This is a genomic window from Streptomyces sp. YS415 (assembly GCF_023544665.1).
Classification (GTDB): Bacteria; Actinomycetota; Actinomycetes; order Streptomycetales; family Streptomycetaceae; genus Streptomyces.
Genome location: NZ_JAMJFL010000009.1, coordinates 164,188 through 182,459, shown reverse-complemented (window position 1 = coordinate 182,459; position 18,272 = coordinate 164,188). Strand labels below are relative to the sequence as shown.

At 70.2% G+C, this 18,272-nt stretch carries 19 protein-coding genes; 9 read left to right on the top strand and 10 right to left on the bottom strand.

Going from position 1 to position 18,272, the window contains the following annotated elements; all coding sequences use genetic code 11:
• The first annotated feature begins 20 nt into the window (after positions 1-20).
• A complete protein-coding gene (locus tag M8H82_RS14165) occupies positions 21-1,415 on the top strand; it encodes a YibE/F family protein (protein ID WP_250073707.1) in 1,395 nt (464 codons plus the stop codon).
• 166 nt (positions 1,416-1,581) lie between these two features.
• Here the strand turns inward: M8H82_RS14165 and M8H82_RS14160 are convergent, their stop codons facing one another.
• The 4 genes from M8H82_RS14160 to M8H82_RS14145 all read right to left on the bottom strand — a co-directional run bounded on the left by M8H82_RS14160 (position 1,582) and on the right by M8H82_RS14145 (position 3,958).
• Positions 1,582-2,019 (bottom strand): SsgA family sporulation/cell division regulator, encoded by a 438-nt coding sequence (locus tag M8H82_RS14160; RefSeq protein ID WP_250073705.1) that lies wholly within the window; start codon positions 2,017-2,019, stop codon positions 1,582-1,584.
• 98 nt (positions 2,020-2,117) lie between these two features.
• Positions 2,118-3,020: an IclR family transcriptional regulator C-terminal domain-containing protein gene (locus M8H82_RS14155; RefSeq protein ID WP_284048862.1), complete on the bottom strand. Its 903-nt coding sequence runs from the start codon at positions 3,018-3,020 to the stop codon at positions 2,118-2,120.
• Positions 3,021-3,218: 198 nt separating this feature from the next.
• Positions 3,219-3,431 carry a DUF5326 family protein gene (locus tag M8H82_RS14150; protein WP_250073703.1) on the bottom strand — a complete coding sequence of 71 codons (213 nt, stop codon included), beginning with the start codon at positions 3,429-3,431 and terminating at the stop codon, positions 3,219-3,221.
• 209 nt (positions 3,432-3,640) lie between these two features.
• Positions 3,641-3,958: a cupin domain-containing protein gene (locus M8H82_RS14145; RefSeq protein WP_250073700.1), complete on the bottom strand. Its 318-nt coding sequence runs from the start codon at positions 3,956-3,958 to the stop codon at positions 3,641-3,643.
• A gap of 60 nt (positions 3,959-4,018) precedes the next feature.
• Here M8H82_RS14145 and M8H82_RS14140 point away from each other — a divergent pair, with 60 nt between their 5' ends.
• The 5 genes from M8H82_RS14140 to M8H82_RS14120 all read left to right on the top strand — a co-directional run bounded on the left by M8H82_RS14140 (position 4,019) and on the right by M8H82_RS14120 (position 7,683).
• Positions 4,019-4,396 carry a phage holin family protein gene (locus M8H82_RS14140; protein WP_250073699.1) on the top strand — a complete coding sequence of 126 codons (378 nt, stop codon included), beginning with the start codon at positions 4,019-4,021 and terminating at the stop codon, positions 4,394-4,396.
• A 6-nt stretch (positions 4,397-4,402) separates the two neighbouring features.
• Positions 4,403-4,894 (top strand): low molecular weight protein-tyrosine-phosphatase, encoded by a 492-nt coding sequence (locus M8H82_RS14135; protein ID WP_250073697.1) that lies wholly within the window; start codon positions 4,403-4,405, stop codon positions 4,892-4,894.
• Entirely contained in the window at positions 4,816-6,030 is a 1,215-nt protein-coding gene (locus M8H82_RS14130; protein ID WP_250073694.1) for a cystathionine gamma-lyase, read from the top strand. Before M8H82_RS14135 ends, M8H82_RS14130 begins: the two co-directional genes overlap by 79 nt.
• Before the next feature lie 216 nt (positions 6,031-6,246).
• Complete coding sequence (locus M8H82_RS14125; protein WP_250073692.1) at positions 6,247-7,152, top strand: LysR family transcriptional regulator; 906 nt, start codon at positions 6,247-6,249, stop codon at positions 7,150-7,152.
• Positions 7,153-7,200: 48 nt separating this feature from the next.
• Positions 7,201-7,683 carry an NUDIX domain-containing protein gene (locus M8H82_RS14120; RefSeq protein WP_250073690.1) on the top strand — a complete coding sequence of 161 codons (483 nt, stop codon included), beginning with the start codon at positions 7,201-7,203 and terminating at the stop codon, positions 7,681-7,683.
• 2 nt (positions 7,684-7,685) lie between these two features.
• Here M8H82_RS14120 and M8H82_RS14115 read toward each other — a convergent pair whose 3' ends face one another.
• Positions 7,686-9,140, bottom strand: coding sequence for a globin domain-containing protein (locus M8H82_RS14115; protein ID WP_250073688.1), 1,455 nt, complete (start codon positions 9,138-9,140; stop codon positions 7,686-7,688).
• Positions 9,141-9,789: 649 nt separating this feature from the next.
• Between M8H82_RS14115 and M8H82_RS14110 the strand changes: the two genes are divergently transcribed.
• A complete protein-coding gene (locus M8H82_RS14110; protein WP_250073687.1) occupies positions 9,790-10,656 on the top strand; it encodes a GNAT family N-acetyltransferase in 867 nt (288 codons plus the stop codon).
• Positions 10,657-10,751: 95 nt separating this feature from the next.
• Here the strand turns inward: M8H82_RS14110 and M8H82_RS14105 are convergent, their stop codons facing one another.
• Positions 10,752-11,960: an MFS transporter gene (locus tag M8H82_RS14105; RefSeq protein ID WP_250073685.1), complete on the bottom strand. Its 1,209-nt coding sequence runs from the start codon at positions 11,958-11,960 to the stop codon at positions 10,752-10,754.
• Between the two features lie 128 nt (positions 11,961-12,088).
• Here M8H82_RS14105 and M8H82_RS14100 point away from each other — a divergent pair, with 128 nt between their 5' ends.
• Positions 12,089-12,541 (top strand): GNAT family N-acetyltransferase, encoded by a 453-nt coding sequence (locus M8H82_RS14100; RefSeq protein WP_250073682.1) that lies wholly within the window; start codon positions 12,089-12,091, stop codon positions 12,539-12,541.
• Between the two features lie 93 nt (positions 12,542-12,634).
• On the opposite strand, the gene M8H82_RS14095 is transcribed toward M8H82_RS14100, so the two are convergent.
• Positions 12,635-14,020, bottom strand: coding sequence for a serine hydrolase (locus tag M8H82_RS14095; protein WP_250073680.1), 1,386 nt, complete (start codon positions 14,018-14,020; stop codon positions 12,635-12,637).
• 59 nt (positions 14,021-14,079) lie between these two features.
• Entirely contained in the window at positions 14,080-15,558 is a 1,479-nt protein-coding gene (gene dnaB, locus M8H82_RS14090) for a replicative DNA helicase (RefSeq protein WP_250073678.1), read from the bottom strand.
• 459 nt (positions 15,559-16,017) lie between these two features.
• On the opposite strand from dnaB, the gene M8H82_RS14085 reads away from it, so the two are divergent.
• Positions 16,018-17,355, top strand: a complete 1,338-nt coding sequence (locus M8H82_RS14085) for an MATE family efflux transporter (protein WP_250073677.1) — start codon at positions 16,018-16,020, stop codon at positions 17,353-17,355.
• Between the two features lie 167 nt (positions 17,356-17,522).
• Here M8H82_RS14085 and rplI read toward each other — a convergent pair whose 3' ends face one another.
• Both rplI and rpsR read right to left on the bottom strand, forming a co-directional pair.
• Entirely contained in the window at positions 17,523-17,969 is a 447-nt protein-coding gene (rplI, locus tag M8H82_RS14080) for a 50S ribosomal protein L9 (protein WP_250073675.1), read from the bottom strand.
• An 18-nt stretch (positions 17,970-17,987) separates the two neighbouring features.
• The gene (gene rpsR / locus M8H82_RS14075; protein WP_003949403.1) at positions 17,988-18,224 is read right to left on the bottom strand and encodes a 30S ribosomal protein S18; all 237 of its coding nucleotides are present in this window, start codon (positions 18,222-18,224) and stop codon (positions 17,988-17,990) included.
• Between the last annotated feature and the right edge of the window lie 48 nt (positions 18,225-18,272).

Below are 18,272 nucleotides of genomic sequence, written 5' to 3'. Positions count from 1 at the left end.
GTTCTTGCGATGATCGGTCGGTGACCACGACGCATGAACCCCCGTTCCCGCCCGAGCCGCCCCGCGGCCCCGGTTCCGGATCCACCGGCGGCGGTGACGGGCACGGGCACGGAAACGGCCATTCGCACAGCCATGCCCATGGACCGGCGGCACCGGTCTCCAAGCATCTGCGCAAAGTCATCGCGGCGATCCTCATCCCGTTCGCCGCGGCGGTCGTCGTCGGGCTGGTGGTGCTGTGGCCGGGTGGCGCGCCCTCGCACGAGCGCACGGGAGTCGGCTTCGACCGGGAGACCCAGCAGGCCACCGTCACCGAGGTCGAGGAGATCAGCTGCTCCGCGGTGAACGCCTCCGGGGTGCCCCCGACCGGCGACACCTCCACCGCCGAGGGCTCCTCGGCGCAGCAGCAGGAGGACGGCACCTGCAAGAAGGCGACGATCCGCATCGACACCGGTGAGGACAAGGGCCGCACCTTCACCGAGGTCGTCCAGCCCGACCAGTCGCGGCAGCTGCACGAGGACGAGAAGGTCGTGGTCGCCTACGAGCCCTCGGCGCCGAAGGATCTGCAATACTCGGTCACCGACGTCAACCGCCGCATCCCGATGGCGGTGCTCGCCGGGCTCTTCGCGCTGGCCGTCGTGGTGGTGGGCCGGCTGCGCGGGGTCATGGCGCTGATCGCGCTCGCGATCAGTTTCCTGGTGCTGACCCTCTTCATCCTGCCCGCCATCCTCCAGGGATCGAACCCGCTGGTCGTGGCGGTGGTCGGGTCGAGCGCCATCATGCTGATCGCCCTCTACATGTGTCATGGCCTGTCGGCCCGTACGTCCGTGGCGGTGCTCGGGACGCTGATCTCACTGCTGCTGATCGGCGTCCTCGGCTCGGTCTTCATCGACTGGGCCGCCCTCACCGGCAACACGGACGACAACACCGGTCTGATCCACGGGCTGTACCCGGAGATCGACATGAGCGGTCTGCTGCTCGCCGGCATCATCATCGGCTCCCTCGGTGTCCTCGACGACGTGACGGTCACCCAGACCTCGGCCGTCTGGGAACTGCACGAGGCCAACCCCACGATGGGCTGGCGGGGTCTGTACCGGGCCGGCATCCGGATCGGCCGCGACCACATCGCGTCCGTCGTCAACACCCTCGTCCTCGCCTACGCGGGCGCCGCGCTGCCGCTGCTGCTGCTCTTCTCGATCGCGCAGAGCAGCGTGGGCTCGGTCGCCAACAGTGAGCTGGTCGCGGAGGAGATCGTGCGCACCCTGGTCGGCTCGATCGGCCTGGTCGCCTCGGTCCCGGTCACCACGGCCCTGGCCGCCCTGATGGTCGCGTCCGACCGCCCCGAGCGGGAAGCGGTCACGTCCGAGGGCCGCCCGGCTCCGGCGCGAGGCGGGCGGGGGAAGCGGCGGAAGCGGTGACGGCGGGGGCGGCGGCGCCCCCGGCGGCGGGGGAAGGGGAACCCCTGCCGACTCGAGGCGGCTGAGCCAAGCCCAGCCGCCCCCGTCTGTAGCAGAAGCGTTCCTGCACACCTCCAGGCCGCCTGGTGAAGCGTTACGGCTACTTCCCGCCACCCTGCCGCACCGCTCAGCCCGCGCTCTGCTCCTCCGCCAGGATGCGGTCCAGCGCCTCGTCGAGGCTGGCGTCGAAATCGGACAGTGCACCCTCCTGGCCCAACGGCACCAGCTTGTCGGTGCGGTCGAGGAACGCCACGAGCGGCGCCGCGGAGGAACGGAACAGCGCGTGGTCACCGCCCACCTGAAGCCGGATCAGCACATCGCCGAGCGCATCGGGGTCGGCCGGAGCGACCCGCACATCGCCCTCGCCGCACGCCCGGCCCACCCCGTCGATCAGCAGCTCCCGCCCGAATGCCCAGGTCACCGGCGCGTCCCCGGGCAGATGGAAGGTCAGCCGCACAGCGTAGGGATCGCCGGTCTCGTACCGCAGCTCCACCGGAATGCGGAAAGAGAGCTCCTCGGAGACGAGGAAGCTCATCATGACCTCTGCCTGTACGGACTCGTGCATCGCCTACCCCGTCATCTGCCGTGGATGTGGCCAGGAATGGTTCCCTGACACTGACGAATCTTGCTTAACGTACACGGGAGATCACAAGGAGTGAGTTTTCAGATACTGATAGAGATCGCCAGCGACCCGAGATGGCGTCCGATCTCGCTCTGCAAATGCCGGGCCGCGGCCACCAGCCGGTCGGCCTGGTGGGCCGGGAGGGAGATGGCCATCGTCGCCGCCGTGGTGCCGACGGTGATCGGGATCGCGGCGCACACCGTGCCCAGCGCGTACTCCTGACGCTCGGTCACCAGCTCCATCCGGTCCATCCGGTCCAGCCGGCGCAGCAGCGTGTGGTCGTCACGCACGGTGTACGGGGTGATGGGCTGCACGGGATAGCGCTCCAGATGGTCGCGGCGCGTGGCCTCGTCCACCTGCGCCAGCAGACACTGCCCGATGGCGTGCGCGTGCCCGGTCTCGCGGAAGTCGGCCCACTCCTCGACCGCGGGGTTGCCCGGGGTGTCCGAGACGCACATGACCTCGATCTCGCCCTCCCGGTACATCGCGTAGTACACGGGCACCCCGATGGCGTCCCGCCAGTGCGCGAGCGCGTCGGCGACCGAGCTGCGACGTTTCTGCTGGGCTCCGCTGGTGCCCAGCCGCTCGGCCGCCTCCCCGAGGAAGAACAGGCCCTTGTCCCGGCGGAGATAACCCTCGTGGACGAGGGTGCGCAGCAGGTGGTACGCGGTGGGCAGCGCCAGGCCGTTCTCCCGGGCCAGCTGCTTGGCGGGGGCGCCGTGCTCGTGCTCGGCGACGGATTCCAGCAGGCGCATGGCCCGCTGGACGGATCCGATGAGGGTCGCGGAATGGGCGGCGCTCGCCGGGTCGGGCGGGTTCCCGGAGCCCTCCGGTGTCGGCTGCACCGGGGGCCGGGCACAGGTGCCTGCGCCGCCGGGAAGAGGGATCCGGTCGGGTGCGCGGACCGCGGGGTTGTCGGAGGGTGCGGTGTCAACCGTGGCCATGGGTCACTCCCGAAGCGCGAGGGGGCAGCCCGTGCGGGGAACACGGGTGGGGGTGTACGCCGCTCGCGGGGTCGTCCCCGCGTCGATTTCCGGACTCTAATCGTCCGCCACCGCTCGCAGACGGCCTGCCCGGAAAACTTCCCTCGGCCGAGGGAACCGATGCTGCTGGTTACCGCTCGGCAGCTGCCCGCGCGCCCGTCAGAAGTCGCTCCGCGAGGAGGAACTCGACGTGAACTTCCTTACGACGTAAATGAGTCCGCCGACCAGGGCCACGAAGACCAGCAGCTTGAACAGCAGCCCGATGACGAAGCCGACGATGTTCGCTATCAGCCCGCCGAACACCACCAGGGCGATGGCCGGCACCGCGATCCACTTCACCCACCACGGCAGTCCCGCGAAGATCTCACCCATCGCCCTCGTCCTTACCTCTCCGCCCGTCGCTGTGCCCGGGCCGGTAGAACGGCCCGCGCTCCGTACGGGCGGGCCGTCTCGTCTTGCCTGCCTTCGATGCTAGGGGCGCGGAGGGCTCCGGCGGGGGCCGCGCGCCCCCTGTCCTCCCCTGATCGATCCCCTAGGGAATCCGGGCGACGGACCCTCAGCCAGGGCGACTTGGGCGACGCTCAGCTCTCGGGCGGAGAGAACACCACCAGCACCCGCAGATCCTCGCTGATGTGGTGAAACTTGTGCGCCACCCCGGCCGGCACGTAGACCACGCTGCCGCGCGCCACCTGGGTGGTCTCCAGGCCGACCGTGATCGCGGCGCGGCCGCTCACGACGAAGTAGACCTCGTCCTGCTGGTGCGGCTGCTGAGGATCGTGATCACCCGCGTCGAGCGCGTACAGACCGACCGACATGTTCCGCTCACGCAGAAACTGCAGGTAAGCGCCGTCGTTGGCGGCACGCTCCGCCTCCAGTTCATCCAGCCGGAATGCCTTCATCGCTCTAGTCCGCCCTCGTCACACTGCTCGCAGCCGATCCCGTCTGCCACGATCAGACACATGAAGAATTTCCTAGTCAAGACGATCGCCAACGCGGGTGCCCTGGCGGTCGCCGTATGGCTGCTGGACAAGATCACCCTCACCGGCGGCAGCACCGGCAAGAAGGCCGCCACCCTGCTCCTGGTCGCGCTGATCTTCGGCCTGGTCAACGTCCTGGTGAAGCCGGTCGTCAAGCTGCTGAGCCTGCCGCTGCTCATCCTCACGCTCGGCCTGTTCACCCTGGTCGTCAACGCGCTGATGCTGCTGCTGACCTCCTGGCTCGCCGACGTCGTCGACCTGAGCTTCCATGTCGAGGGCTTCTGGACCGCCGTCCTCGGCGGCCTGATCATCTCGATCGTCTCCTGGGCGCTCAACGTCGTCCTGCCCGACGGGGACTGAGCGCCGATGACCTACCGCGTCTGCTTCGTGTGCACCGGCAACATCTGCCGCTCCCCGATGGCCGAGTCCGTCTTCCGCGCGCGGGTGGCGGAGGCCGGGCTCGACGGCCTGATCGAGGTCGACAGCGCCGGCACGGGCGGCTGGCACGAGGGCGACCCGGCCGACCCGCGTACGGCCGCGGTCCTGGAGGAGCACAGCTACGACAGCGCGCATACCGCCCGTCAGTTCCGGGCGTCCTGGTTCGCCCGCCTGGATCTGGTCGTGGCGCTCGACGAGAGCCACCTCGGGGCACTGCGCCGACTGGCCCCCACCGAGCGGGACGCGGCGAAGGTCCGACTGCTGCGCTCCTACGACCCCACCGCCCACGACGACCTCGACGTACCCGACCCGTACTACGGGGGCACGGAGGGCTTCGAGGAATGTCTGGCGATGGTCGAGGCGGCGAGCGCCGGTCTGCTGGACGCGGTGCGCCAGGAGGCCGGGGAGCGGGCGGCGTGAGCGCGGCCGCCGGGGGCCCGGGCGACGGCACGCGCGCGGTGCGCGCCGGACTGCCCGAGCCGGTCAAGCACGAGCCGACCCTGCCCGGTCCCGTGTTCGCCGCGCACTTCCATCTGCCGGGCGACCCCACCGGCCCGTACACCTACGGCCGCGACGAGAACCCCACCTGGACCCATCTGGAACGGGCCATCGGGGAGCTGGAGGCACCGGACGAGGACGGCGTCGAGACGCTGGTGTTCGCCTCGGGCATGGCCGCCGTCTCCTCGGTGCTGTTCTCCCGGCTGCGCGCCGGGGACGCGGTCGTGCTGCCCAGCGACGGCTATCAGGCGCTGCCCCTGGTGCGCGACCAGCTGGCGGCGTACGGCATCGAGGTGCGCACCGCCCCGACCGGCGGCGACGCCCAGCTCGACGTCCTCGACGGCGCCCGGCTGCTGTGGCTGGAGACGCCCTCCAATCCCGGCCTGGACGTCTGCGACATCCGGCGCCTCGTCGGGGCGGCACACGCGCGTGGCGCCCTCGTGGCCGTCGACAACACCCTCGCCACGCCGCTCGGGCAGCGCCCGCTGGAGCTCGGCGCCGACTTCTCGGTGGCGAGCGGCACCAAGCAGCTCACCGGGCACGGCGACATCCTGCTCGGCTACGTCTGCGGACGCGCCGGCGAGGCGATGACCGCCGTCCGCCGCTGGCGCAAGATCGTCGGCGCGGTGCCGGGACCCATGGAAGCGTGGCTGGCGCACCGGTCCCTCGCCACACTCCAGTTGCGCGTGCTCCGGCAGAACACCACCGCCCTGGCGGTCGCCCAGGCCCTGCGCGACTGGCCCGAGGAGCTCGGGGTGCGCTACCCGGGACTGCCGGCCGACCCCGCCCACCCGACCGCCGCACGGCAGATGCGGGGCTATGGGTGCGTGGTCTCCTTCACGCTGCCCACGCGTGCGCGTGCCGACCGGTTTCTCGACGCGCTGCGGCTCGTGGACGAGGCGACCAGCTTCGGCGGGGTGCGGTCCACGGCCGAGCGGCGCGGGCGCTGGGGCGGGGACGCGGTGCCGGAGGGATTCATCCGGCTGTCGGTGGGGGCCGAGGACGCCGAGGACCTGGTGGCGGATGTGCTGCGCGCGCTGGAGGAGTCGGCGCGCTGAGCGCCTCGGCGGGGCCTGCCACCGTACGGCGGACGGTCCGAGCCTCCCCCCTCGTGGCTCGGACCGTCCTCGGTTCTGCGCGCGAAGAACCGCGCGAACAAGGCTAGTTGACTCTGTGTCAGTGTCCAATCACCGTAGCGACAGAGACCTATCGACTTATTTATAGTTGGGCCCGGCCGGGGGGATTGAGGAGGGCTGAGAAGGGGAGGGTGGGGCATGGACCTGGCCTTGTTGCGCACCTTCGTCACCGTGCACCGGGCCGGCTCCTTCACCCGCGCCGCCGCCCTGCTCGGGCTGTCCCAGCCCGCCGTGACCTCCCAGATACGCACCCTGGAGCGGCAGCTGGGCCGTCCCTTGTTCCTCCGCCAGGCGCGCGGCGTGACCCCGACGAGCATCGGCGACGAACTCGCGCACAAGGCCGCGCCGCACCTGGACGCCCTGGTCGAGATCACCGAGACCGGCCTCGACGACGAGTCCTCCCTGCGCACCCTGCACCTCGCCGGACCGCCCGAGTTCACCGCCGAACGGGCCCTGCCCGCGCTGACCGAGCTCACCGGCGACGACGGCCAGGGCTTCGCGCTGCGGGCCTCCTTCGGAAACGCCGAGGAGACGCTGGAGGGGCTGGCCGCCGGACACCATGATCTGGCCATCTGCACCGCCCGCCCGCGCGGCGCTCTGCTCACCGCGACTGCGCTCTGCGACGAGGAGCACGTCCTGCTGGCCGCTCCCCGTTGGGCGGAGAAGATCGGCACCAGCACACCGGGCCGCGGCGGAGCGAGCGCGCTGGAGGACGTGCCGGTGATCGAGGTGCACGAGTCGCTGCCCTTCGTCTCGCGCTACTGGGCCTCCGTCTTCGACTCCCGCCCCGCCGCGCCCGGCACCGTCATCGTCCCCGACCTGCGGGCGGCCCTGGCCTGCGCGGTCGCGGGCGCCGGCCTCGCGGTGCTGCCCCGCTACCTCGGCGCGCCCGCGCTGGAGCGCGGCGATGTCGTCGCCCTGCACGAACCCGCCGTACCGCCCCTGCGGACGTACTTCCTGGTGGTCCGCACCGGCACGCTGGCAATGCCGCACGTCGCGCGCGCCCATGAGTGGCTGCTGCAGGCGGCCTCCGCCTGGTGCTGAGCCGCGTGGCGATGTTTCACGTGGAACCAGCCGGGCCACATTTCTCCCATGACCGTCCGACCCGTGGTCAAGCGCACCGCCCGCGCCGTTCTGCTGGACGGTGACGACCTGATCCTGATCAAACGCACCAAGCCGGGCATGGATCCCTACTGGCTCACACCCGGCGGCGGGGTCGAGCCCACGGACACGACCGTCGTCGACGCCCTGCACCGCGAGGTGTACGAGGAACTCGGCGCCAAGATCATCGATGTGGTGCCCTGCTTCGTCGACACCGTCGAGCACATCGGCGAGGACGCAGGCACGACCGGGGTGAAGGTCCAGCACTTCTTCGTCTGCCGGCTGGTGTCGATGGACACGTCCCTGCGGCACGGTCCGGAGGTCGACGAGCCGATCGGCGAGTACGAGATCGTGCGGGTGCCCTTCACCCGCGTCGGCATCGCCTCCGTACACCTCGTCCCGTTGTCGCTGCGGCACTATCTCGACGGCAACATCGAGGGCGTACGGGCCATGCACGCCCCGGACCTGGGCTGAGCTCAGCTCCCCGCGGTGACCAGTTCCTCCAGCGCGTCGTGGCGGATGCGGTCCGAGGGGACACCGATGTCCCGCAGGGCGTCCACACCGGTGCGGATCATCCCCGGCGGACCCGAGACATAGGCGTCGTACTCATGCCAGGGCCCGAACTCGCGTATGGCGTCCGGCAGCTGGATCAGCCCGTGCCGGTCCACCACGGGGCGCACTTCCAGCCACGGGTGCGACTGCTGGAGCCTGAGCATCGTGTCGATGTCGTACAGGTCGTGGTCGCTGCGGGCGCCGTAGAACACCTCGACCGGCCGCCGCTCGCCGTGCTCGGCGACGTCCTCGACCAGGGCCTTGATGGGGGCTATCCCGGTGCCGCCACCGACACAGAGCAGTCCGCTGTCGGTGGTGTGGTCCACGGTCATCGAGCCGGCCGGGGGGCCCAGCCGCAGGATGTCGCCGGGCCGGGCCCGGTGGACCAGCGCGTTGGAGACCCAGCCCGCGGGGACGGCCTTCACGTGGAACGACAGCAGTCCGTCGGAGCGGGGCGCCGAGGCGAAGGAGTAGTGCCGCCAGATCCGCGGCCACCAGGGTGTCTCCAGGCTGGTGTACTGCCCGGCGAGGAAGGGGTAGGGCTGGTCGGGGCGGACGGTGACGACCGCGACGTCCGGGGTCCTCAGATCGTGCGCGACGACCTCCGCGTACCACCAGGCCGGGGCGCGCAGCTCGTCCGCGGCGGCCGCGTCGATCATCACCTGCGAGATCGTCGTGTACGTCCGCACCCAGGCCGCCTCCGTCTCCGCGTCCCAGACGGCGGAGGCGTACTTGCTCAGCGCGCCGATGAGGCACTCGCCCACGGCCGGGTAGTGCTCGGGCCGGGTGCCGTACTTGCGGTGGCCCCGGCCCAGGTTCTGCAGATACGCGACCAGGACCTCGGTGTTGTCGATGTGCTCGGCCGCCGTCAGCAGCGCCTTGAGCAGGCGGTCCCGCTGGGTGTCCATGGCGGCCGGGAACAGGGAGCGCAGGTCGGGGTGGCGCACGAAGAGCAGCGCGTAGAAGTAGGAGGTCACCTTGTCGGCGACGGGGCCGACTTCGGCCATCGTCCGGCGGACGAGGACGGCGTCCGGGGAGGCCTGCCGCGCGGGGGCGGAACGCTGACCGGGAACGCGGGCCTCGGCGGGCCGAGGCGGGGTGGGGGCGCCGGGCTGGAGGGGTATCTCGGGCGCTATGGCCTCAGGTGCCGCGGGCGCTGCCTCAGGTGCTGCGGACGGTGAAGTGTCCTGTTGCGCTCCCGGGTTCGCCTCGCCGCCTGCCCCGGGCCGGCCCACCGGGCGCATCGCGGCCAGCCGGTTGCCCTCGGTCGGCTCCGGCTCACTGCCCTGACTCGTCGTCGGCTGGGTGTGCGGCGTGAACCAGCCGCTCCCGCCGCCGGAAGTGCCGTTGTCGGCCGACGTGGTGGCCGGAGCGTCCATGGTGTGTGCCTCGCCTCGAACATCTTTCGGTCGGTCTGCGCACCTCCTTCGCCGGAAGGTGCTTGCTTCCCCCGCAGACGGCTTGCTGTCCCCGTTCGGTGCCCCTGGCCCGTACGGCCACATTCAAACCTGTATGCATACTTCGTACGGACAAGTAAGGGAAGAATGTGACATGGGCCGCAGTCCTGTCACCGCAGCGTCCCACCGCGGGCGCACACCCCGGCCGCATAAGCGCAATTGCGGGTCTTCGATCTCTCCGTCCCGTTAGGCTGCGTTGCCCTGTTCCCGGCTCGCACGGGTCGTCCGAGATGATTCCGGAGTGCGTCCCGGATGCGAACCGGAGTCGACCCTACCGGCCGACGCCCCGCACACAAGTCCCCCCATCCCCCGTCGGGAACCCTGTGAATGGGTGTGGCCCGTCCGGCACTTGAAAGAAGTCACGGCTTCGCCGCTGGTCGACACGTTCCCGCACGGCGATCGGTACGGCTGCGAACAGGGCGGTGTCCGACAGGCCGGACGCGGGGTGTTCCTCCATGTTTCACGTGAAACAAGCTGCGCCCGGCGCGCGGCCCACCTCGTGGCCGGAAGCTCGCACGTTTCCCTGGAAACAGGTGGACGGCAAGGCCACGGGTCAGACAGCCTGACCTGCGTGTCGACACCTTCCCCCGCCGCTCTGCCCATCCGCCCGCTGACGCCGCGCGATCTCGCCGCCTGCGCCGACCTGTCCGAGAACCGGGGATGGCCCCGGGAGGAACACAAGTGGGGCTTCCTCCTCACCGCGGGCCAGGGTTACGGCATCGACGACCCCGACGGCGGGCTCATCGGCGCCTGCGTGGTCACCGAGTACGGCCGACCCGGGCACCCCGATCTGGCGGCCATCGGCATGGTGCTGGTCGCCGAACAGCACGCCCGCCGGGGCATCGGGCGCCATTTGATGCGGCACGTCCTCGCGGCCCAGGGCGCCACCCCGCTGACGCTGCACGCGACGCCGAACGGCCGACCGCTCTACGAGGAGCTCGGCTTCAAGGTCACCGGCCGAGCGGAGATGCTGCGCGGCCGTTTCACACCTCGGGGCCCTGAGCCGGAGGTCTCGACGCGCGCGGCCACCGCCGAGGACCTCAGCGCGATTCTCCGGCTCGACGAAGAGGTCTTCGGTTCGGACCGCACGCCTCTGCTCACCCGGCTGCCCGCCTTCGCCGATCAGTTGCGGGTGGCGGAGGAGGACGGCCGGATCACCGGATTCGCGGCCGCCTGGCCCAACATGGACACCCATGTCGTCGGCCCGCTGATCGCCCGTGACACCCGGACCGCACAGTCACTGATCGCCTCCCTCGCCGCGCACACCGACCGCCCCCTGCGCACCGACATCGACGTACGGCACGAGGAGCTGCTGGCCTGGGCCAAGGAGCGGGGTCTTTCGTCGGTCGCCTTCAACGCGGTGATGACCTACGGCATCCCCGAGCTGCCCGGGGACTGGCAGCGGCGGTTCGCCCCGCTCACGGTGGCGGCTGGCTGAGCTGCCCGGACATGACGACGCCGGTTCCCGGGGCTTTCGGGAACCGGCGTTCGTGCTCGGTCAGGGTTGGGCGGAGGCTGCTTCGCGCCGCCTGGTCAGCGGTGGGCCAAGGCCCGCTTCTCGACGGGCGTGGACCCGGCCACCACCGCATCGGTCCTCCGGTCCCGGCGCTCCAGGCCCGCCGAGAGGAAGGCCAGCAGCAGCGCTGCCGCGGCGAGGGCGGCGCCGACCCAGTTGGGGGCGGTGTACCCGAGGCCGGCCGCGATGACGAGTCCGCCGAGCCAGGCGGCGAGCGCGTTGCCGAGGTTGAAGGCACCGATGTTCACAGCCGAGGCCAGCGTGGGAGCGCCGTGGGCCTGGTCGAGAACGCGCTTCTGCAGTGGCGGGACGGTGGCGAAGCCCAGGGCGCCGATGAGAGCGACGGTGACGGCCGCCAGGACCTTGTGGTGGGCGGTGAGGGTGAACAGGGCCAGCACGACGGCCAGGGAGCCCAGGGAGACGTACAGCAGAGGCATCAGCGCGCGGTCGGCGAACCGGCCGCCGACGAGATTGCCGCCGACCATGCCGACCCCGAAGAGCACCAGGAGCCAGGTGACCGATCCGTCGGCGAAACCAGCGACGTGGGTCATCATCGGCGCGATGTAGGTGATGGCCGCGAACACGCCGCCGAATCCGAGCACGGTCATCGCCATCGCGAGCAGCACCTGGGCGTTCTTGAAGGCGGCCAGCTCATGACGGAGCCGCACGCCTTCCGGCCGGGGGAGGTCGGGGACGAGCCGGGCGATGCCGGCCAGGCCGATCACCCCGAGGGCGGCGACGATGCCGAAGGTGACGCGCCAGCCGATGGACTGCCCGACGAAGGTGCCGAGCGGGACACCGACGACGTTGGCGACGGTGAGGCCGGTGAACATCATCGCGATGGCGCCGGCCTTCTTGTCCGGGGCGACCAGCTCGGCCGCGACGACCGATCCGATGCCGAAGAAGGCTCCGTGGGCGAGGGAGGCGACGATCCGGCCGATCAGCATGACGGAGAAGGCCGGGGCGAGCGCGGAGAGCAGGTTCCCGGCGATGAACAGGCCCATCAGCAGCATCAGCATCCGCTTGCGGGAGATCCTGGTGCCGACCACGGTCATCAGCGGCGCTCCGGCCACGACACCGAGCGCGTAGCCGGTCACGAGCAGGCCCGCGGTGGGGATCGAGACCCCGAAGTCGGCCGCGACCTCGGGCAGCAAGCCCATGATCACGAATTCCGTCGTCCCGATTCCGAAGGCCCCGATCGCCAGGGCCAGGAGCGCGAGCGGCATGGGGAGCCACCTTCCCAGAAGATTGCAGTAGAGCTTTACGCGTCACAACAATACTTGCACGCGCGCTATATCCGCAAGCGACGGCAACCACTCCCTGGTGGCGGTGCCCTCCCCATAGGGTGAGCGCCATGGGAGATCTTGAAATACGCCCCGCCACCGCGGGCGACGTGCCGGCGATCGTCGCCCTGCTCGCCGACGACCCCCTTGGCGCCCAGCGTGAATCACCCGACGACCTGACCCCCTACATGGCGGCCCTGGACCGCCTGAGCCACGATCCGAACCAGCGGCTGATGGTGGCCGAGCGGGAAGGGCGGGTCGTCGGAACCCTCCAGCTCACGCTCGTGCCCGGGCTCTCCCGCAGGGGCGCCACCCGCTCCATCATCGAGGCCGTCCGCATCCACGCCGACGAGCGTGGCAGCGGCCTGGGAACACGGTTCGTCGAGTGGGCGGTCGACGAATCCCGGCGCCAGGGCTGCCAACTCGTCCAGCTGACCTCGGACGCCTCCCGCACCGACGCCCACCGCTTCTACGAGCGGCTCGGCTTCGAGGCCTCCCATGTGGGCTTCAAACGCGTCCTGTGACCGGCCGAGGGGTCCTGTTTCACGTGAAACAGGGCCCCTGACAAGGCCTGCGGGAAGCAAGGCCGAGACCGGACGCTCTCGCCCCGGCAGCCGCTACGACATCCCCCGCCACCCCTCCGGGTCCACTCCACCCGGCACCGGAGCCCCCTCGTCGTACGGCTGACGCGTGAAGACGAACGACCCGAGGTCGAGATGGCTCACGCTCCCGTCGGGCCGCCGTACGGCCTGGAGGAGCTCTCCGGCGTAGTAGCCCTCGAGCCCGGTCCAGGTGCCGTCACCGTTCGCCCGGAACCGTGAACGCCGGCCCTTGCCGGACAGCGGCTCCAGTGAGACGAGCCCGTCGGCCGTCAGCCGCAGCGCGAAGGCATGCGTCCCCCAATACCACTGGCCCGCCAATTCCAGTACGGCCGGATCGACTTCGGCCATGGGCCGCCAGGGTGCGGGGATCCGCGGCTCCGCCTCGGCGACGATGCGGATCAGGTCCGCGGCGACCAGGGAGAGCAGCGGACCGGAGGTGCAGTTGGCGAGCACCACCGCCGCGACATCATCGCTCTTGCTGAAGAAGAGGCTCGCCAGGAAGCCCGGCAGCGACCCCGAGTGCCCGGCGAGCAGCCGCCCGTGCCGGTGCTGGATCTGAAGCCCCAGTCCGTACGCGGCCCCCTCGGCGACATCCGCGGACTCGCCCGGCGCGGCCGGTTGCCGCATCTCCCGTACGCTCGCCGCGCTCAGCACCTGGTCGTCCCCGTCGACCAGGAAGGCCGCGAACCGCGCCAAGTCGCCTGTGGTGGACCACAGTTGACCGGCCGGGGCCATCCGCCCGAGGTCCTCCGCGGGCTCCGGCAGCATCACATCGGCCCAGGGGTGCACCGCCCAGCCGCCCGCGTGCGGCGCCTTCGGCCGCCCGCTGGTGCGGTGCAGACCCAGGGGTTCGAGCACCTCACTGCGCAGTACGTCCTCCCAGGGCGCCCCCCGCAGCTTCTCCACCAGCGCGCCGAGCAAGGTGTAGCCGGGGTTGGAGTAGTGGTGGCGCCGGCCCACGGGATGCAGCAGGGGCTGTTCTCCCAGTACATCGGCGAGTTCGGGCCGCATCGAGCCGGGTGTCCGCTCCCACCAGGGCGCCGGGGACTCGGCGGCCAGGCCACCGGTGTGGGCGAGCAGTTCGGAGACCGTGGCTTCCCCCGCGCCGGTCCCCGGCAGGTGCTTCTCCAACGGGTCACCGAGGTCGAGCAGCCCCTCGTCGCGCAGCCGCATGACCAGAACGGCCGTGAAGGTCTTGGTGATCGAGCCGATCCGGTACTGCACGTTCTCGTCGGGACCGTGCCCCTCGACCGAGGTCCGGGATCCGTGCCACACCGCGCGCCCGTCCCGTACGACCGCCGCGACCAGCGAGGGCGCCCGCCCCTCGGACTGGGCCACGGCGATCCGGTGCGAGAGCGCCCGCCGGGTCCCGGGCAGCAACTCTTCCTGAGGTGTCGTCATCCCCCCAGTCCACCCCGCCGGGGCCGGGGAGTCGAGCGCATAACCGCGGAGCGGACGGATCAGGTCTGCGCCATGTCGACGAAGCGGGAGTAGTGGCCCTGGAAGGCCACCGTGATCGTCGCCGTCGGACCGTTACGGTGCTTGCCCACGATGATGTCCGCCTCGCCCGCGCGCGGGGACTCCTTCTCGTAGGCGTCCTCGCGGTGCAGCAGGATCACCATGTCGGCGTCCTGCTCGATGGAACCGGACTCACGCAGGTCGGACACCATCGGCTTCTTGTCGGTGCGCTGCTCGGGTCCACGGTTGAGCTGGGAGAGCGCGATCACCGGGACCTCCAGCTCCTTGGCCAGCAGCTTGAGGTTACGGGACATGTCCGAGACCTCCTGCTGACGGCTTTCGGAGCGCTTGGAGCCACCGGACTGCATCAGCTGGAGATAGTCGATGATCACGAGCTTGATGTCATTGCGCTGCTTCAGCCGGCGGCACTTGGCGCGGATCTCCATCATCGACAGGTTCGGGGAGTCGTCGATGTAGAGCGGCGCGGCCGAGACCTCGGGCATCCGGCGCGCCAGACGGGTCCAGTCCTCGTCCGTCATGGTGCCGGAGCGCATGTGGTGCAGGGCCACCCGCGCCTCGGCCGACAGCAGACGCATCGCGATCTCGTTGCGCCCCATTTCGAGGGAGAAGATGACGCTCGCGAGGTTGTGCTTGATCGACGCCGCCCGTGCGAAGTCCAGGGCGAGCGTGGACTTTCCCATGGCGGGACGGGCCGCGATGACGATCATCTGGCCCGGGTGCAGGCCGTTGGTGAGCGAGTCGAGGTCGGTGAACCCGGTGGGCACACCGGTCATCTCGCCGGTCCGCGAGCCGATCGCCTCGATCTCGTCGAGCGCGCCCTCCATGATGTCGCCGAGCGGCAGATAGTCCTCGCTGGTGCGCTGCTCGGTGACGGCGTAGATCTCCGCCTGGGCGCGGTTGACGATCTCGTCGACGTCGTCGTCGGCCGCGTATCCCATCTGGGTGATGCGGGTTCCGGCCTCCACCAGGCGGCGCAGGACGGCGCGCTCGTGGACGATCTCCGCGTAGTACTCGGCGTTCGCCGCCGTCGGCACCGTCTGGACGAGGGTGTGCAGATACGAGGCGCCGCCGACCTTGTTGATCTCGCCGCGCTTGGTGAGCTCGGCGGCGATGGTGATGGGGTCGGCCGGCTCGCCCTTGGCGTAGATGTCCAGGATCGCCTGGAAGATCGTCTCGTGCGCGGGCTTGTAGAAGTCATGGCCCTTGAGGACCTCGACGACATCCGCGATGGCGTCCTTGGACAGGAGCATGCCGCCGAGGACGGACTGCTCGGCGTCCAGGTCCTGGGGCGGCACCCGCTCGAAGGCCGAACCGCCGCCGTCCCACTCGCCGCTCTCCCGGCCGCGGTCGTGCTGCTCGTCCCGGCCCCGGCCCCCGTCGCTGCGGCGCCGGGAGGCAGGCAGACGATCACTGGGCCCACTGTCGGCCCACGGGTCGTCCAAGGGCTCGGAAATACTCACCGAGCCACCTCCTCCCGTCCGCCGAGCGGACCCTCGCGTGCCTCTCATTTCTACGGCACGCCACTGACAAATAAGACGCCCAACTCCGGTTCTGGCTCGTCGGTTTTGTCTCGTTTTCTCGACCGACGGACGGAGCGGGCGCCGGACCACGGTAGGCCCCGCAGCACCGTCAGCCAATCTGGTTATCCACAGGCCATGTGGACGACGGCCCGGATGCTGTGGAGAACTCCGCAAAACCTGTGCACGACCCGGTGGACAGCCCTGTGAACAAGCCGACCCGCTTTCTGAATCACCCGGCCTGACCTGCACCTTTCCCGTCCACCGGCTGTGCAGAAGAAAAAGATTCCCAGTCGGCGCAAGATCACTTCGAACGGTGCGCGAGAGCACACGGTGTGAGACGAACAGTAAGGGTCACTCATCCATTGCATCTCTTACCTGTGGACGATTAGATTGGTGCTCATGACACAGGCTCCTCCGACCCCCAAGGCCATCCGCCGCCGGCACGATCGAGAGATCATCGCGCTGGCCGTCCCGGCCTTCGGCGCACTGGTCGCCGAGCCCCTCTTCGTCATGGCCGACAGCGCCATCGTCGGCCACCTCGGCACCGCGCAACTCGCCGGCCTCGGCGTCGCCTCCGCGCTCCTGATGACCGCCGTGAGCGTCTTCGTCTTCCTGGCCTACGCCACCACCGCGGCCGTCGCCCGACGCGTCGGCGCCGGTGATCTTCAGTCCGCCATCCGCCAGGGCATGGACGGCATCTGGCTCGCCCTCCTCCTCGGCGCTGCGGTCATCGCGGTCGTCCTGCCCACAGCGCCGTTCCTCGTGGAACTCTTCGGCGCCTCCGACACAGCAGCCCCGTACGCGACCACCTATCTCCGGATCTCCGCCCTCGGCATACCGGCGATGCTCGTCGTCCTCGCCGCCACCGGTGTCCTGCGCGGACTCCAGGACACCCGGACACCCCTCTATGTCGCCCTCGCCGGCTTCATCGCCAACGCCGTCCTCAACGTCGGCCTCGTCTACGGCGCCGACCTCGGGATCGCCGGATCCGCCTGGGGCACCGTCATCGCCCAGTGCGGCATGGCCGCCGCCTATCTCGTGGTCGTCGTCCGCGGAGCCCGCAAGCACCATGCCTCCCTGCGTCCCGACGCGGCCGGAATCAGGGCCTGCGCCCAGGCCGGTGTACCGCTCCTGGTGCGGACGCTCTCGCTGCGCGCCATCCTGTTGATCGCCACCGCGGTCACCGCCCGCCTCGGGGACTCCGACATCGCGGCCCACCAGATCATCCTGTCCCTGTGGAGCCTGCTGGCCTTCGCGCTGGACGCGATAGCCATCGCGGGCCAGGCGATCATCGGCCGCTACCTCGGTGCGGGCGACGCCGACGGCGCCCGCGCCGCCTGTCGCCGCATGGTCGAGTGGGGCATCGCCGCCGGTGTGGTCCTGGCCCTGCTCGTGGTGCTCGCGCGGCCCGTGTTCCTGCCGCTCTTCACGAGCGACTCGGTCGTGCAGGACACCGCGCTGCCGGCGCTGCTCATGGTGGCGCTCTCACAACCGATCTGCGGCGTGGTCTTCGTCCTGGACGGCGTACTGATGGGTGCGGGCGACGGCCCGTATCTGGCGTGGGCCATGGTGGTCACCCTCGCCGTCTTCACTCCGGTCGCCCTGCTCGTTCCCGTTCTCGGCGGTGGACTGACCGCGGTCTGGGGAGCGATGACTCTGATGATGACGGTCCGGATGGTGACCCTCTGGCTCCGCGCCCGCTCCGGCCGATGGATCGTCACGGGCGCGACGCGCTGACTGTTTCACGTGAAACCGACGTTTCACGTGAAACATGGCCGAGCCCTCGCCGACAGCAAGGACCCGACCCCCGCTACGACAGCCACACCAAAGCAACAGGCACGAAGAAGGGGCCGCACCCCATGGGCGCGGCCCCTTCTCTCAGCTCTTCGAGCCGAGCGCGGCGATCAGGCCGCGACGACCTCGATGTTGACCTTGGCGGCAACCTCGGGGTGCAGACGCACGGACGTCTCGTGAGCGCCCAGGGTCTTGATCGGCGAACCGAGCTCGATGCGGCGCTTGTCGACCTCGGGGCCACCGGAAGCCTTGATCGCGGAAGCGATGTCGGCCGGGGTGACGGAACCGAAGAGACGACCGGCGTCGCCGGAGCGGACGGCCAGACGGACCTTGACACCCTCGAGCTGGGCCTTCACAGCGTTGGCCTGCTCGATGGTCTGGATCTCGTGGATCTTGCGAGCACGACGGATCTGCTCGACGTCCTTCTCGCCACCCTTGGTCCAACGGATCGCGAAGTTCCGCGGGATCAGGTAGTTGCGAGCGTAACCGTCCTTGACGTCGACGACGTCGCCCGCGGCACCGAGGCCGGAGACCTCGTGGGTGAGGATGATCTTCATTAGTCGGTCACCCTTCCCTTATCGCGCGGTGGAGGTGTAGGGCAGCAGCGCCATCTCACGGCTGTTCTTCACAGCCGTGGCGACGTCACGCTGGTGCTGCGTGCAGTTGCCGGTCACGCGGCGGGCACGGATCTTGCCGCGGTCGGAAATGAACTTCCGCAGCATGTTCGTGTCCTTGTAGTCCACGTACGTGACCTTGTCCTTGCAGAAAGCGCAGACCTTCTTCTTCGGCTTGCGCACAGGCGGCTTCGCCATGGTGTATCTCCTGTGTGATCAAGAAGTGGGGGTACGGCCCACCCTTGG